This window comes from Allobosea sp., from assembly GCF_035944895.1.
Taxonomy (GTDB): domain Bacteria; phylum Pseudomonadota; class Alphaproteobacteria; order Rhizobiales; family Beijerinckiaceae; genus Allobosea.
Genome location: NZ_DASZAT010000010.1, coordinates 900,624 through 915,916, shown reverse-complemented (window position 1 = coordinate 915,916; position 15,293 = coordinate 900,624). Strand labels below are relative to the sequence as shown.

The 15,293-nt window shown below is 66.5% G+C and carries 15 protein-coding genes; 8 read left to right on the top strand and 7 right to left on the bottom strand.

What is annotated here, in order from left to right:
* Positions 1-6: 6 nt before the first annotated feature.
* The 4 genes from VGV58_RS20030 to VGV58_RS20015 form a co-directional block, all read right to left on the bottom strand.
* The gene (locus VGV58_RS20030; protein WP_326875782.1) at positions 7-858 is read right to left on the bottom strand and encodes a carbohydrate ABC transporter permease; all 852 of its coding nucleotides are present in this window, start codon (positions 856-858) and stop codon (positions 7-9) included.
* The gene (locus VGV58_RS20025; protein ID WP_326875781.1) at positions 855-1,796 is read right to left on the bottom strand and encodes a carbohydrate ABC transporter permease; all 942 of its coding nucleotides are present in this window, start codon (positions 1,794-1,796) and stop codon (positions 855-857) included. The genes VGV58_RS20030 and VGV58_RS20025 overlap by 4 nt, the downstream gene beginning before the upstream one ends.
* Before the next feature lie 159 nt (positions 1,797-1,955).
* Complete coding sequence (locus tag VGV58_RS20020; RefSeq protein ID WP_326875780.1) at positions 1,956-2,492, bottom strand: GNAT family N-acetyltransferase; 537 nt, start codon at positions 2,490-2,492, stop codon at positions 1,956-1,958.
* Between the two features lie 228 nt (positions 2,493-2,720).
* Positions 2,721-3,866 carry a type III PLP-dependent enzyme gene (locus tag VGV58_RS20015; RefSeq protein WP_326875779.1) on the bottom strand — a complete coding sequence of 382 codons (1,146 nt, stop codon included), beginning with the start codon at positions 3,864-3,866 and terminating at the stop codon, positions 2,721-2,723.
* Positions 3,867-4,528: 662 nt separating this feature from the next.
* On the opposite strand from VGV58_RS20015, the gene VGV58_RS20010 reads away from it, so the two are divergent.
* Positions 4,529-6,106, top strand: coding sequence for an OpgD/OpgG family glucan biosynthesis protein (locus VGV58_RS20010; RefSeq protein ID WP_326875778.1), 1,578 nt, complete (start codon positions 4,529-4,531; stop codon positions 6,104-6,106).
* Positions 6,107-6,116: 10 nt separating this feature from the next.
* On the opposite strand, the gene VGV58_RS20005 is transcribed toward VGV58_RS20010, so the two are convergent.
* Positions 6,117-6,545, bottom strand: coding sequence for a RidA family protein (locus VGV58_RS20005; RefSeq protein WP_326875777.1), 429 nt, complete (start codon positions 6,543-6,545; stop codon positions 6,117-6,119).
* Between the two features lie 176 nt (positions 6,546-6,721).
* Here VGV58_RS20005 and VGV58_RS20000 point away from each other — a divergent pair, with 176 nt between their 5' ends.
* Positions 6,722-7,456 (top strand): AprI/Inh family metalloprotease inhibitor, encoded by a 735-nt coding sequence (locus VGV58_RS20000; protein ID WP_326875776.1) that lies wholly within the window; start codon positions 6,722-6,724, stop codon positions 7,454-7,456.
* A gap of 157 nt (positions 7,457-7,613) precedes the next feature.
* On the opposite strand, the gene VGV58_RS19995 is transcribed toward VGV58_RS20000, so the two are convergent.
* Positions 7,614-8,231, bottom strand: a complete 618-nt coding sequence (locus VGV58_RS19995) for a GNAT family N-acetyltransferase (RefSeq protein ID WP_326875775.1) — start codon at positions 8,229-8,231, stop codon at positions 7,614-7,616.
* Positions 8,232-8,393: 162 nt separating this feature from the next.
* A complete protein-coding gene (locus VGV58_RS19990) occupies positions 8,394-8,990 on the bottom strand; it encodes a LysE family translocator (RefSeq protein WP_326875774.1) in 597 nt (198 codons plus the stop codon).
* Between the two features lie 88 nt (positions 8,991-9,078).
* Between VGV58_RS19990 and VGV58_RS19985 the strand changes: the two genes are divergently transcribed.
* The 6 genes from VGV58_RS19985 to sucD all read left to right on the top strand — a co-directional run bounded on the left by VGV58_RS19985 (position 9,079) and on the right by sucD (position 15,204).
* Entirely contained in the window at positions 9,079-9,951 is an 873-nt protein-coding gene (locus tag VGV58_RS19985) for a LysR family transcriptional regulator (protein ID WP_326875773.1), read from the top strand.
* Positions 9,952-10,039: 88 nt separating this feature from the next.
* Positions 10,040-11,218, top strand: coding sequence for a cell division protein ZapE (gene zapE / locus VGV58_RS19980; protein WP_326875772.1), 1,179 nt, complete (start codon positions 10,040-10,042; stop codon positions 11,216-11,218).
* A 2-nt stretch (positions 11,219-11,220) separates the two neighbouring features.
* Positions 11,221-11,823 (top strand): TetR/AcrR family transcriptional regulator, encoded by a 603-nt coding sequence (locus VGV58_RS19975; protein ID WP_326875771.1) that lies wholly within the window; start codon positions 11,221-11,223, stop codon positions 11,821-11,823.
* 245 nt (positions 11,824-12,068) lie between these two features.
* A complete protein-coding gene (gene mdh, locus VGV58_RS19970; RefSeq protein WP_291680556.1) occupies positions 12,069-13,031 on the top strand; it encodes a malate dehydrogenase in 963 nt (320 codons plus the stop codon).
* Positions 13,032-13,113: 82 nt separating this feature from the next.
* Positions 13,114-14,310: an ADP-forming succinate--CoA ligase subunit beta gene (gene sucC / locus VGV58_RS19965; RefSeq protein WP_326875770.1), complete on the top strand. Its 1,197-nt coding sequence runs from the start codon at positions 13,114-13,116 to the stop codon at positions 14,308-14,310.
* A 9-nt stretch (positions 14,311-14,319) separates the two neighbouring features.
* Positions 14,320-15,204 carry a succinate--CoA ligase subunit alpha gene (gene sucD, locus VGV58_RS19960; RefSeq protein WP_092156813.1) on the top strand — a complete coding sequence of 295 codons (885 nt, stop codon included), beginning with the start codon at positions 14,320-14,322 and terminating at the stop codon, positions 15,202-15,204.
* Positions 15,205-15,293: the final 89 nt, after the last annotated feature.

The following is a 15,293-nucleotide window of genomic DNA, read 5'->3' as shown; positions in this document are numbered from 1 at the left end:
ACCCCGTTACTTGATGCCTGACGAGACGAAGGAACTGACGAAGGCGCGCTGGAACAGCGCGAAGGCGATCAGCAGCGGTGCGCTGACCATCAGGGTGCCGGCGGCGATGACGCCCCAGGCCTGCGCGCCCTCGGCGCCGCGCGTGAACGAGGCGAGGCCGACAGTGAGCGGACGCAGGTCCGGCGAATTGATCACCATCAGCGGCCAGAGGAACTCGTTCCAGTGGCTGGTGACGGAGACGATCGAGAAGGCGATCAGCGAGGGCTTCGCCAGAGGCAGATAGATGAAACCGATGCGCTGCCAGACGCTGGCTCCGTCGATCAGCGCGGCGTCTTCGAGCTCGCGCGGGATCGCCAGAAAGGCCTGGCGCATCAGGAAAGTGCCGAAGGCTGAGGCGAAATAGGGCGCCATCACGCCGAGCAGGCTGTCATAGAGGCCGAGCCTGGCGATCATCGCCAGATTGGGGACGATGAGCACGACCGGTGCCAGCATCAGCTGCAGCAGGAAGAGGTAGAAGCAGAGCGTCCGGCCGGGAAAGTCGATGCGGGCGAAGACATAGCCCGCCAGCGTGATGGTGACGATCTGCACGGCGAGGATGCCGAAGCTGATGATCGCGGTGTTGAGGCCGTAGCGCGGGAAGTCGGCCGAAGCCCAGGCCTCGGCGAAGTTGCCGAGCGTCGGGAGATAGGACGGCACCAGCGAGGCCATGCCCGAGCCGCCATAGGTATGCGGGTTGAAGGCGGCGACGAGCATCCAGAGGAAGGGCACCATCCAGAGCGCGGCGAGCAGCAAGGTCGCGGCGTAGCCGAGCCGAGGCGTGATCTCGCGATTGGCGACACCGGTCGAGGCATCGATCATTGGCCGCGCTCCCCGAAGGAGCGCTCGAGCGTGCGCAGCGAACCCGCAGAGATGATGAGCAGCAGCGCGAGCATGACCAGCGTGCCCGCGGCCGCCCGGCCGGCGTCGTAGCTCTCAACCGCCTGCTGGTAGACGTAGAACAGCAGGAGGTTGGTGGAGTCGGACGGGCCGCCCTTGGTCAGCACGAAGACGTGGTCGACCTGCGTGACGACATTGATCAACCCGATCACCAGCACGAAGCCGATCGTCGGCTTGAGATAGGGCAGGGTGACGTAGCGCAGGCGCTGCCAGGGATTGGCGCCGTCGAGGATCGCCGCTTCATAGGCGTCGGCTGGAACCGCCTGCAGGCCGGCGAGGAAGAACAGCATGTAGTAGCCGGCGTTCTTCCAGATCGTCAGGCCCATGATCGACCAGAGGGCGATATCCGGATCGCCCAGCCAGTTCGGCCCGGAGATCGCGAGTTTGGCGAGGTGGTAGTCGAGCAGCCCGGCATTGGGCAGGAAGACGAACAGGAAGACCGAGGCGGCTGCGACGAGCGGGATCAACACCGGCAGGAAGAAGAGCGAGCGGAACAGCGCGTTGACGCGGCTCGACCGGGCCAGCGCCATGGCGAAGCCGAGCGCCAGCACAAGGCTCGGGATCACCGTGCCGAATGCGTAGAGCAGGTTGTTGGCGAGGGCCTTGCGGAAGGCGGCATCGGCGAAGAGCGCCGCGAAGTTTGCGAGCCCGACAAAGGCTTGCGGGCCGCCGACCTTCTGCTGGTTGTGCAGCGATTGCCAGAAGACCTGCGCCACCGGCCAGTAGGTGAACAGCGTCAGCAGGATGAGCGAGGGGGCCAGCAAACCGAAAGCGAGCAGCGTCGACCGGTGCGGTCGCCAGGAAGCGAGCTGCAGCGCCTGCGGCCTTGCCAATCCGTTTGCCAGAACCGTGTCTGCCATTGTCCCTGCCTTCGCGGGGGGTGATGGCGGTGCCGGACGACGGTCTGGTGAACCTCGGATGACGTTTCGACGACGAGGCCGGTGAAATGGCGGGCTTCAGAACGCAGAACGGGCAGACCCTAAGGCCTGCCCGTCAAGGATGGTGTGGTGTCCGGAAGCTCAGGCTGCGCGACGTCGGAGACCGTCCATTCGCTCGGCCGGGGCGAGCGCCCCCGTGGCCTTGAGCACGCCGCTCGCGTCCCGGAGCGCGCCCTCGCGCAGTTCCAGGCCGAGGAAGCGCTCGCGCTCGAACGGGCCGGGCATGGCAAGCTCGGCCATCGGCTCGGGCGTGAAGCCGAAGCGCTGGTAATAGGGCGCATCGCCGACGAGCAGGATCGCGCCATGGCCGCGGCAGGCGGCGCGCCAGATCGCCTCGCGCATCATCGCCTTGCCAAGGCCCTCGCCCTGCAGGTCCGGCGAGACCGCGAGCGGGCCGAGCAGCAGCGCTGGCTTGCCATTGGCCTCGACATGCCAGAGGCGCACCGTCGCGACGACGGCGCCGTCGCGCTCCGCGGTCAGGGCCAGGCCGTCGGCCGGCAGGCGGCCTTCGCGCAGCCGCTCGCTCGACTTCACCGTACGGCGCTCGCCGAGGCAGCGGTCGAGCAGGGCCTCGCGGGCCGGAATATCGGTCTCGATCTCGTCGCGGATCGTGATCATGACGCACCTCCTGCCGGAGCGCCCGCCATCACGCGGACCTTCCCGGCGCCGCGCGGACGCGGCCACAAACAAGGGATTGTGTGGAAGAGGGTCCGGCGGGAGCCACGCCCGCGCTCCATTCTTGGAGGCACGAACGCTCCACCCGGTTTCCCGGGCAGCCTGCCGATAGGTGGCAGGGCGCTTCGCCGGACCCGATTGGTCAGGAGCGCGGTGGCGCGCTCCTATTCGTCAGATGACGTACTGCTTCAGCGGCGGGAAGCCGTTGAAGGCGACGGCCGCATAGGTCGTCGTATAGGCGCCGGTGCCCTCGATCAGGACCTTGTCGCCGATCTCCAGGCTGAACGGCAGCATGTACGGGGTCTTCTCGTACATGACGTCGACCGAATCGCAGGTCGGGCCGGCGAGCACGCAGGGAACCGTGGCGTCGCCGTCCCGGATCGTTCGGATCGGGTAGCGGATCGCCTCGTCCATCGTCTCGGCGAGACCGTTGAACTTGCCGATGTCGAGATAGACCCAGCGAACCTGGTCGTCCTCGCTCTTCTTCGAGATCAGCACGACCTCAGCCTCGATCAGGCCGGCTTCGCCGACCATGCCGCGGCCCGGCTCGATGATGGTCTCGGGCAGACGGTTGCCGAAATGCTTCGACAGCGCCTGGAAGATCGCATCGCCATAGGCCGGGACGCCCGGGATCGGCTTCAGGTAGCGCGCCGGGAAGCCGCCGCCGAGGTTGACCATCGACAGCGACAGGCCGCGGGTGGCGCACTCCTTGAACACGGCCGAGGCCGAGGCCAGGGCCGAATCCCAAGCGTTCACGTTCGCCTGCTGCGAGCCGACATGGAACGAGATACCGTAGGCCTGCAGGCCGAGGCGATGGCCGTGCTCAAGCACGTCCGCGGCCATTTCGGGCACGCAGCCGAACTTGCGCGAGAGCGGCCAGTCGGCGCCGGCGCCGTCGCAGAGGATGCGGCAGAAGATGCGCGCGCCTTCGGCCTTGGTGGCCGTGGCGGCACGGGCGATCTTCTCGACCTCGGCCTCGCAGTCGACGGCGAACAGGCGCACGCCGAGCTCCATGGCGCGGGCGACGTCGCGCTCCTTCTTGATGGTGTTGCCGTAGGAGATGCGGTCAGCGGTGGCGCCGGCCGAAAGCGCCAGCTCGATCTCGACGACCGAGGCGCAATCGAAGCAGGAGCCGAGCTTGGCCAGCAGGCGCAGCACTTCCGGCGCCGGGTTCGCCTTGACCGCGTAGAAGACGCGGGTGTCCGGCAGCGCCCGGGAGAAGGCGACATAGTTCTCGCGAACGACCTCGAGGTCGATCACGACGCAGGGGCCGTCCTCGCGGCGGTCACGCAGAAATTCACGGATGCGCTCGGTCATGAGACGCAGCTCCCTTCGGCGCAAGCGGCGCCGATACGACGTGTAGCCGGTTGAAACGACCGCGACCCGAGGCGCTGTGGAGACGCCTACGGACTGCGGACGAAACGTCCGGACCCGAAACACCGTCGATTGGGGAGACCCCGCACGGCCGGCAATGAAGGACAAGCCTCTTCGGTGCCGGCCTGTGGAAAGCCGGCGAGACCAAAAAAGCCCGCTCCGTCGTTGCTTTAAGCTGCGTCCCCCGTGGAGATTCGGGGTTCGCCGGTTTTGCCTCCGGCTGCTGGTCGCTGTTCGGGAGCGGCTCTCTTGCGAGAACCGGGAGCGTGATTTGAGGGGATATCCATCCCCCTCCATCCGTTTCCCATCCCTGGCGGCTGTCCGGCCTCTTGTCCGGATGCCCACCGACCAGCACGCGGCCACAGGCACGTGCGAATTGGGTGAGCTGCATATACGGGCGAGGGACGGGTGCTTCAAGTTTTTTCTGACGGCCGGGACCGGATTTTTTACAGGACAGGAGCAGGGTGGCCGGGCGCTGCTCTCATTTCCTTTTAACGCTGGCTCGCGCAGGCCATGTCAGTGCCCTAGACCAGCCCCATTTCATCGCCTAAGTCGTTGGCGCAGCGCGCCTTCGCGCGCTTATATCCAAGGGGCAAGCTTCGATCATGACGGTTACCGATCGCCGCCGGGTTCTGGCCGGGCTGAGCGCCGCATTGTGCGCTACCGCCGCGCCGCAGGCTTTGCTGGCGCAGCAGCCCGAGCAGGCGCCGCCGCAGCCGCGATTCGGCTTCGACGAGATGGTGCGACGGGCTCGCGAGATCGCGGCCGTGCCCTATGAAGCCGGGCCGGCCTTGCCGGAAGCGCTGACGCGGCTCGATTTCGACGCCTGGCGCGAGGTCCGCTTCCGGCCGGAGCGGGCGCTGCTCGCCCAGTCGAATTCCGGCTTCCGCATGCAGATGTTCCATCCCGGCTTCCTGTTCACCCGGCCGGTGACGGTGAACGTGATCCGCGACGGCGTGCCGACGCCGGTGCCCTATGCCGCCAACCTCTTCGATTACGGGCGGACCAAGTTCGACAAACCGCTGCCGGTCAATCTCGGCTTCGCCGGCTTCCGGCTGCACTACCCGCTCAACGATCCCAGGGTCTTCGACGAGCTGATCTCCTTCATCGGCGCGAGCTATTTCCGCGTGCTCGGGCGCGGGCAGCGCTATGGCCTCTCGGCGCGTGGCCTTTCGATCGGCGCAGGCGTGCCGGGCGGCGAGGAGTTTCCGATCTTCCGCGAGTTCTGGGTGGAGACGCCGGCAGCCGATGCCGACCGCATCACGGTCTATGCGCTGCTCGATTCGCCCTCCGTCGCCGGAGCCTATCGCTTCCACATCTATCCCGATGGCGACAGCGTGGTCGATGTCGGCGCGGCGCTGTTCCCGCGCAAGCCGATCGAGAAGCTCGGCCTGGCGCCGCTGACCTCGATGTTCTTCACCGGCGAGAACGACCGGCGCTTCCACGACGATTTCCGCAGCGAGCTGCACGATTCCGACGGGCTGCTGATCCATTCCAGCACCGGCGAGTGGATCTGGCGCCCCTTGCGCAACGCCCGCGTCCCGGCAGCCTCCTCCTTCGTCGAGCGCAATGTCCGCGGCTTCGGCCTGATGCAGCGCGACCGGGTGTTCGAGCATTACCAGGACCTCGATCTCAATTATGAGCTCAGGCCGTCCTACTGGATCGAGCCGCAGGGCGATTGGGGCGAGGGCGTGGTCGAGCTGATCGAATTGCCGACCACGGACGAGACCAACGACAACATCGTTGCGCTCTGGGCGCCCAAGACGGTGCTCGAACCGGGGCGCGAATTCCGCTTCGGCTACAAGCTGACCGCGATGCTGGATTCCAGCGACCTGCATCCCGGTGGGCGGGCGATCAACACCTACCAGGCCAAGCCGAAGGCGCTCGGCTCGGGCGAGGCCGTGACCGACAACACGCGGCGCTTCATCGTCGACTTTGCCGGCGGCGATCTCGGCTACTATCTGAAGCAGCCGGAAAAAGTCGAGATCGTGCCCTCGATCGCCTATGGCCGGATCAACCGTGCCTTCCTGGTGCCGAATCCGAAGACGGAGGGCTTCCGCGCCTTCATCGACATCGTGGTCGAGCCGGGCCAGCTCGCCGAGATGCGTGCCTTCCTGAAGAGCGGCAGCAAGACCCTGACGGAGACCTGGAGCTTCCCCTGGCGGGCGCCCGACGCGAGCTGACGGTGACCGGCTAGAACTGCGGCGCGCTCTTGCTGCGCACCGGCTTGCGCCGCTTCTCGGGCGCGGCTGCGACCACCTCGATCTCGACCTTGAACTCCGGCAGGGTGAAGCCGGAGACGATCACCAGGGTCGAGGCCGGCGGCGGGGAGCCGACATGGGCGTCGCGCGAGTCCATATAGCCTTTCATATGGGCACGGTCGGTGACGTAGGCGTTGATGCGGACGATGTCCTTCAGCGTCATCCCGGCCTCGCCCAGGATCGCGGCGATGTTGGAAAAGCAGAGATCGGCCTGTTCCCTGGCACCTTCCGGAATCGTGCCGTCGGCGGCGATACCGAGCTGGCCGGAGCAGAAGGCGAGCCGCTGGCCGGCCGGCAGTTCGATGCCATGGCTGTAGCGGGCGAAGGGGGCGCGGATCGAGGAGGGGGCGAGCGGCTTCATCTGATGGTCCGGATGGCGGGGGCACCGTTCTGCCACGCCATATGCGTGCTGCAAAACCATGTTGAGACTTGACCATCGCATCTTTTGCAGCCTTGAACGCGCATGCCAGATTTCATGCCGCGTTCAGGCAGGGTGGGCACAATGCCTTCGGACGGCGACTGCGCGAGACGACGGGGATGAGCTTGAGGACTTCTGCGCTGCTGCGGGCTGCGAGCCTGCTGCCTCTCATGCTGCTGACCGCCTGCGCGGGATCGCAGCGCTTCGGTGGATATGGCTCGGGTTCGGGCCAGGCCGTGGCGCGTGCGCCGGTCTATAGCGAGCCTGTGCAATCGGCGCCGCCGATCCAGTCGGCTCCGATCACTTCCGAGCCCTTGCCGCCGCCGGGCGGCTATCCGAGCGGGCAGCCGCCGCAGGCGGGCGGCTATCCCCCTGGCGGTTCCGCGCCGGGCGCGGGCGGCATGCCGCCCCAGAACGATCCGTTCTTCGATCCGCAGGCGGCGCAGCCGGGGCAGCAGCCGCCGGTGCAGCAGCAGCGCCCGGTCGAGCCAGCGCCACCGAGCAACCAGGTCGCCAACGCCAATCCAGGTGCAACGCCCGGTGGCGGCTCGACGCGCGGCGGCGCGGTCTCGAACCGCGACGGCGTTATCGGCAACTGGACGGCGCAGGAAGCGACCGGCGGTTCCTGTCGGGTGCAGCTGTCGAGCTCGCCCTCGCTCGACCTCTACCGCGCCAACGCCACGGGCTGCAGCAATCGCGACCTGCAGCAGGTCAATGCCTGGGACTACCGCGACGGCGAGGTCTACCTCTACCAGCGGGGCGGTTCGGTGGTGGCGCGCCTGCGCGTTGGCAGCGGCGGCGCGATGAACGGCGCGATCACGAAATCGGGCGCCGGGCTCTCGATGAACCGCTGAGGGCGGGATCGAGCGTCATTGCGAGGCGCTCCCAACGCGTCATGCTCGCCCTTGTGGCGAGCACCCATGTCTTGAACACCGCATTCGATCGGCAACGCCAAGACGTGGATGGTCGGGACAAGCCCGACCATGACGAGATGGTGATTTAGATCACCAGTCAGTGCCGCGAGGCACTCCGGCTGAACAAGCCCTGCGGCCAGAACTTGCGCTGCAGCGAGAGCGACAGGGTCGCGAAGCTGCGGGCGTTGTCCAGGGCCTCGTCCAGCAAGGTGAACGGCGTCGGCGCGCCTGTGGCGATCCGGCCCTCGACATCAGCGTAGCCGCCGACCATCTCGGCCTCGAACTTGCGCGCGAGATTCCGCATCGCCGCATTCTCGGGCAGGCAGGTCATGTAGAGCGTGCGGATGTTGCGGTTGCGCGCCGCCGTGATCAGGCGGCCGAACAGCTCCCCGCCGATGCCGCGCCGGCGCCAGTCGCGCTCGACGCTGAACGCGGCTTCGCCGGTCTGGATGACGATGTCCTCCAGCCCGCGCAATTCGGCGGCGCCGCGGACCTCGCCGGCTTCGACATAGGCGTAGACGAGCCCGCCGACGCCGAAGGTGGTCTCGGCGTAGTTCCGGAGGAAATCATCCGTGACCGCCGTGCCGAAACGCTCGCGCCTAGTGTTGGCGTCGAGGCGAAGCAGATGGGCGGTGAAGAGATCGCGCTCGGCAGGCCAGAGACGCCTGACCTCGCCGTGCCTGGCCTTGGCGCCAGACTTGATCGAACGATTCAATTGCAGCTCCTGTGAAAGCGCGGATGGCGCTGCCCAAAGGAGGCGTGTCTTCCCTAACTCGGTGAGCAAGATGCGCTTCCGATCTGGGAATACAAGAGGCACGATTGCGGCAATTTACGGCTAAATGCCTGTAAAAATGGCCGGAATGGTTAAGACTGCGCGCTAACGCCACATGGTGAGGATCGAGGTGGCGAGCGCCAGAGCCAACGCAATGTTGAGGACGCGCCATTGCCAGACCTGCCGCAGGAGCCGCGCCAGAAGCAGGCCTGCGACGCACCAGAGCATCAGTGACAGCAAGGCGAGAACGCCGAAGACGGTTCCGAGCAAGGCGGCGAGTTCACCTGCGCCGCGGGCAAGCTCGCTGAAGGAGGCCGCGGCGCCGAGCGTGACGGCCCAGCCCTTGGGATTCTGCAGTTGGATCCAGACAGCGCCGAGAAAGCTGGTCGGATTGGCGATGCTCCGGTCGAGATGCGGCGGGCCGCTGCGCCCGATCTTGACGGCGAGCCAGAGCAGATAGGCCGAGCCGACGAGTTTCATCGCCAATTCGAGCGAAGGCATTGCCAGAAGCAGGCTCGCGAGGCCGGCAGCGGCCGCGACTGCCATCCCGGCCACACCGATCGCGACGCCGATCATGAAGGGCAAGGAGCGGCGAAAGCCGAAATGGGCGCCCGAGGCGGTAGCGAGCGTGGTGGTGGCGCCCGGCGTCACCATCGCGACGGCAGCGAAGGCGATAAGTGGCAGGATCTGGTCTGGCGACATGGATGGCTCCGGGCGGGAGCCATGGGATTAGGCGTGTCAGTTGGATGATGAAAACGAATGTTGAAGCGATCCAGCATCACGATCCATAATGCTGGATATGCGCAATCTCGACCTCGAACTGATCCGGGCCTTCGTCGCCGTCGCCGACCATGGCAGCATGACGGTGGCCGGCAATGCGCTGCATCTGACGCAGAGCGCCGTCAGCCAGCAGATCATGCGACTGGAGCGGCGGCTCGGGCAGGGCCTGTTCCTGCGCGAGCGGCGCGGGTTGAAGTTGACCGCAGCGGGGCAACGCCTGCTCGCCAAGGCGCGCCGGTTGATCGGTCTCAATGACGAGATCTGGGCCGAGATGACGACGGGCTGCGCCGGTACGGTCAGGCTAGGCGTCCCCTATGATCTCGTCGGTACCGCGCTCGCGCCGATCCTGAAAGGCTTTGCCGAGGCGAGCCCGCTGGTCGAGATCTCGCTGGTCTGTGCCTCCTCGCCGCAATTGCTGGAGGCGCTCGGCAAGGGCGAGGTCGATCTTGCTCTGGTCGAGGAGCCGCTTGCGGCGGCGGGCGGCGAATGCCTCGGCATCGAGCGGTTGGTCTGGGTCGGCGCCAGGGCCGGCATGGCCCATCTGAAGCAGCCTTTGCCGCTCTCGCTGGTTGCGGACAGCTGCGCCTTCCGCCCGGCAGTGACGACGGCACTCGATGGCCAGGGGAAGGCTTGGCGCAGTGTCTTCGAGAACGGCAATATCGATGCGACCACAGCGACGGTCAGGACCGACCTTGCCATCACCGCCTGGCTCGCCTGCACGGTGCCGCCCGACCTCGATATTCTCGGGTCATCAGAAGGATTGCCGGAGCTGCCGCCCTTCGCGATCACGCTGCACCTCTCGCGCTCGCAGCCCTCGGAAGCAGCGCGCGAGCTCGCCCGCCATCTGCGCGCCGGCTGGCAACGCCCGCGGCAGGCCGCATAGCCCGTCGGTCTCGCCGAGGGTTGCGGGGCGGCCCGCCCTGCCGTAACCCGGAAGCCGACGTCCCTTCTTGCTGTCCCGCCTCCAGGCCATGTCCGCCACGCTCCCCGAACGTTATGACGCCCTGGTCGCCTCGGGCGCGATCGAGCGCGATCCGGCGCAGGTCGCCGTCGTCAGGCGGCTCCAGGCGCTGTCCGAAACCCTCGCCAGCCGCAAGCTGGCGAAGAAGAGCAGCGCGCTCGGCTGGCTGTTCGGGCGCAAGCAACCGGCTGCGGACGCCGTCAAGGGGCTCTATATCTGGGGCTCTGTCGGCCGCGGCAAGACCATGCTGATGGACCTGTTCTACGAGACGGTTCCGGTCGCGGCACGGCGGCGCGTGCATTTCCACGCCTTCATGGCTGATGTGCATGAGCGCATTCACGCCTACCGCCAGGCGCTCAAGGCCGGGACGGTCAAGGAGCCGGACCCGATCGGGCCGGTTGCGGCGGAACTGGCTGAAGAAGCGAGCCTGCTCTGCTTCGACGAGTTCACCGTCACCGATATCGCTGACGCGATGATTTTGGGTCGGCTGTTCACCAAGCTGTTCGCCGACGGTGTCACCGTGGTCGCGACCTCGAATGTCGAGCCGTCGCGGCTTTACGAGGGTGGGCTCAACCGGGCGCTCTTCCTGCCCTTCATCGAATTGCTGGCCAGCAAGGTCGATGTGATCAAGCTGGATGCACGCACCGATTTCCGGCTGGAGAAGCTCGGCGGCGCGCCGACCTATCACGTGCCCGCCGACGACAAGGCCAAGGCCGCGCTCGACAAGGCCTTCAGCCAGCTCACCGGCGTGGCGCAAGGTTCCCCCACCATGATCGCGATCAAGGGCCATGAATTGAAGCTGCCGCAGGCGGCGGGCGGTGTGGCGCGGGCGAGCTTTTCCGATCTCTGCGCCCAGGCTTATGGCGCCTCGGACTATCTCGCGCTCGCGCAGCATTTCCACACGCTGATCCTCGACTGCATCCCGATCATGGACATCGAGCGGCGCAACGAGGCCAAGCGCTTCATCATCCTGATCGACACGCTCTATGAGAGCCATGTGAAGCTCGTCGCCTCGGCGGCGGCGGAGCCGACCGGCCTCTATGTCGCTCACGCCGGTCGCGAGGCCTTCGAGTTCGACCGGACGGTGTCGCGTCTGATCGAGATGCGCTCGGAAGAGTATCTCGCTTTGCCGCATGGCCGGGCCGACTCGGCTGCGAGCGGCGACGCGACCGGGCTGGTGGAGACCTGAGCGTGGCGACCCCGCGCGAACCGAGCGAGATGCGTATCCTCTCGGTCGCCGGCGAGCACTTACGCCAGCACGGCCTGCGCCGCTTCACCGTGGTCGCGGTGGCGGAAGAGGCGGGCATGACCCATGCCAATGTCTACCGCTACTTCCCCTCCCGCACGGCGCTGATCGATGCGGTGGTCGATGTCTGGCTGAAGGCGGCCGAGCGCTCGCTCGCCGACATCGCTGACGGGCCTGACCCGGCGGAGGACAAGCTCGAGCGCCTGATCCTGGCGCTGGCCAAGGCGAACCGCACCCTGCTGCATGAGGAGCCGCATCTGTTCGCGGCGCTGTCGCAGGCCGTGGCAAAGCGCCATGCGATCAGCCGGCGCAACCGCACGCGGGTACGAGCGCTGTTCGAGCGCGTCATCGACGACGGCATCGCGACCGGTGCCTTCGAGCCGCGTGACCGCGACCGCGCTATCGCCTTCGTGATCGACGCCACCCACCGTTTCATTCATCCTGCCGCGCTGGAACTGGAGGCGGATGTCCCGCAGGAATCGGTCGATGCCAGGCTCGCGACCCTGATCAGGGTGGCGCTTCGCACGCTTGCGACCGGCGTGATCTAAAAAAATGACAGATTTTGTAAATTGTAACTGCCCTATTGTGAGGCAGCTTGACGGCTCATCACGGGCGGCTAGCTTCTAACGAGTTGTTTTCTTTCGGCATTCTCCGCCAGGACTGTCGTAACGGCCATTTCGGACTGTTCCAATGTCCCTTTACGCGCGGGGTTGAGCCCGGAAGCGGCTTGCGTCAAAGAACCGTCGGCTTTTCGGCTTCAACTGCTCTCGCATCCAACAACAAGGATTCGGCAATGGCCCGCAAGAAGATCGCCCTCATCGGCGCCGGACAGATCGGCGGCACGCTCGCGCACCTCGCGGGCCTCAAGGAACTGGGCGACGTCGTCCTGTTCGACATCGCCGAGGGCATTCCCCAGGGCAAAGGCCTGGATATCGCCGAGTCCGCTCCGGTTGACGGCTTCGACGCCGGCTACAAGGGCACGAACTCCTACGAGGACATCAAGGGCGCCGACGTGATCATCGTCACCGCCGGTGTGCCGCGTAAGCCCGGCATGAGCCGCGACGACCTGATCGGCATCAACCTCAAGGTGATGAAGTCGGTCGGCGAGGGCATCAAGCAGTATGCTCCCAAGGCCTTCGTGATCTGCATCACCAACCCGCTCGACGCGATGGTCTGGGCCCTGCAGAAGTTCTCGGGCCTGAAGCCCAACATGATCTGCGGCATGGCCGGCGTGCTCGACTCCGCCCGCTTCCGTCACTTCCTCGCCGACGAGTTCAAGGTCTCGGTGAAGGACGTCTCGGCCTTCGTGCTCGGCGGCCATGGCGACGACATGGTGCCGCTGGTCCGCTACTCGGGCGTCGCCGGCATCCCGCTGCCCGACCTCGTCAAGATGAAGTGGACGACGCAGGAGCGCCTCGACGCCATCGTCGAGCGTACCCGCAAGGGCGGCGGCGAGATCGTCAACCTGCTGAAGACCGGCTCGGCCTTCTACGCCCCGGCCGCCTCGGCGATCGCCATGGCCGAGAGCTATCTCAAGGACCAGAAGCGCGTGCTGCCGGCGGCTGCCGCGCTCAAGGGCCAGTACGGCGTCAAGGACATGTTCGTCGGCGTGCCGGTGGTGATCGGCGCCAAGGGCGTCGAGCGGGTCGTCAAGATCCGCCTCAACGGCGCCGAGAAGGAGATGCTGGCCAAGTCGGTCGCCTCGGTCCAGAGCCTGATCGACGCCTGCAAGAGCATCGACGCGTCATTGGCGTGAGACAGACGGATGGCGTGATGGCCGGCGGCAACGTCGGTCGTCAGGCTGTCGCCTCTCCCTTTACCGGCACAGGACATCAGGCATGAACATCCACGAATATCAGGGCAAGGCGGTTCTCAAGGAGTACGGCGCGCCCGTCTCCGCCGGCTTCCCGGCGCTATCGGTGGCGGAGGCCGTCGAGGCCGCGAAGAAGCTGCCCGGACCGCTCTATGTGGTGAAGAGCCAGATCCATGCCGGTGGGCGCGGCAAGGGCAAGTTCAAGGAACTGCCGGCCGACGCCAAGGGTGGCGTGCGGCTCGCCAAGTCGATCGCAGAGGTCGAGAGCCACGCCAAGGAGATGCTCGGCAACACCCTGGTGACGCTGCAGACCGGCCCGGCCGGCAAGCAGGTCAACCGCCTCTATATCGAGGACGGCTCGGACATCGCCAAGGAGTTCTACCTCTCGGCGCTGGTCGATCGCGAGACCTCGCGCGTCGCCTTCGTGGTCTCGACCGAGGGCGGCATGGACATCGAGGCGGTCGCCCATGACACGCCCGAGAAGATCCTGACCTTCTCGGTCGATCCTGCGACCGGCATCATGCCGCATCACGGCCGCACCGTCGCCAAGGCGCTGGGCCTCAGCGGCGACCAGGCCAAGCAGGCTGCGAGCGTCCTCGGCCAGATCTATGCCGCCTTCGTCGGCAAGGACATGGCGATGCTCGAGATCAACCCGCTGATCGTGACGACGCAGGGTCAGGTCAAGTGCCTCGACGCCAAGGTCTCGTTCGACTCGAACTCGCTCTACCGCCATCCCGAGCTGATGGCGCTGCGTGACGAGACCGAAGAAGACGCCAAGGAGATCGAAGCGTCCAAGTACGACCTCGCCTATATCGCGCTCGACGGCACGATCGGCTGCATGGTCAACGGCGCCGGCCTCGCCATGGCGACGCTCGACATCATCCAGCTCTACGGCGAGAGCCCGGCGAACTTCCTCGACGTCGGCGGCGGCGCTTCCGAGGAGAAGGTCACCGCGGCCTTCAAGATCATCACCGCCGACCCGAAGGTGAAGGGCATCCTGGTCAACATCTTCGGCGGCATCATGAAGTGCGACGTCATCGCTCGCGGCGTGATCGCGGCGGTGAAGGCGGTCGGCCTCGAAGTGCCGCTGGTGGTGCGCCTCGAAGGCACCAATGTCGAGGAAGGCAAGGAGATCATCCGGACCTCGGGCCTGAACGTCATCCCGGCCGATGATCTCGACGACGCCGCCCAGAAGATCGTGGCTGCGATCAAGAAGGCTTGAGGTAAACCGATGTCCATCCTGATCGACAAGAACACCAAGGTCATCTGCCAGGGCTTCACCGGCAAGAACGGCACCTTCCACTCCGAGCAGGCGATCGCTTATGGCACGCAGATGGTCGGCGGCACCTCGCCCGGTAAGGGCGGCTCGCTCCATCTCGGCCTGCCCGTCTTCGACACCGTCGCCGAGGCGCGCGAGAAGACCGGCGCGACCGCCTCGGTCGTCTACGTGCCGCCGCCGGGCGCGGCCGACGCGATCTGCGAGGCGATCGACGCCGAGATTCCGCTGGTGATCTGCATCACCGAGGGCATCCCGGTGCTCGACATGGTCCGCGTCAAGCGCTCGCTCTCGGGCTCGAAGACCCGCCTGATCGGGCCGAACTGCCCCGGCGTCGTCACCGCCGGAGAGTCGAAGATCGGCATCATGCCGGCCAACATCTTCAAGCCCGGCTCGGTCGGTATCGTCTCGCGGTCGGGCACGCTGACCTATGAGGCGGTGTTCCAGACCACCAACGAGGGCCTCGGCCAGACCACGGCCGTCGGCATCGGCGGCGACCCGGTCAAGGGCACCGAGTTCATCGACATGCTCGAGATGTTCCTCGCGGACGAGAAGACCACCTCGATCGTGATGATCGGCGAGATCGGCGGCTCGGCCGAGGAAGACGCGGCTCAGTTCATCAAGGACGAGGCCAAGCGCGGGCGCAAGAAGCCGATGGTCGGCTTCATCGCCGGCCGCACGGCTCCTCCCGGCCGCCGCATGGGCCATGCCGGCGCGATCATCTCGGGCGGCAAGGGCGGCGCCGAGGACAAGATCGCGGCGATGGAAGCGGCCGGTATCCGGGTCTCGCCGTCGCCGGCGCGCCTTGGAAAGACCTTGGTCGAAGTATTGAAGGGCTGATGCGCTTCGGAGCGCGGCATGATCGGGCTTTCCCGGCCATGCCGCCCCGATGCTGCAATTGAACATTTCTAGACGGCTACCGGATTCAT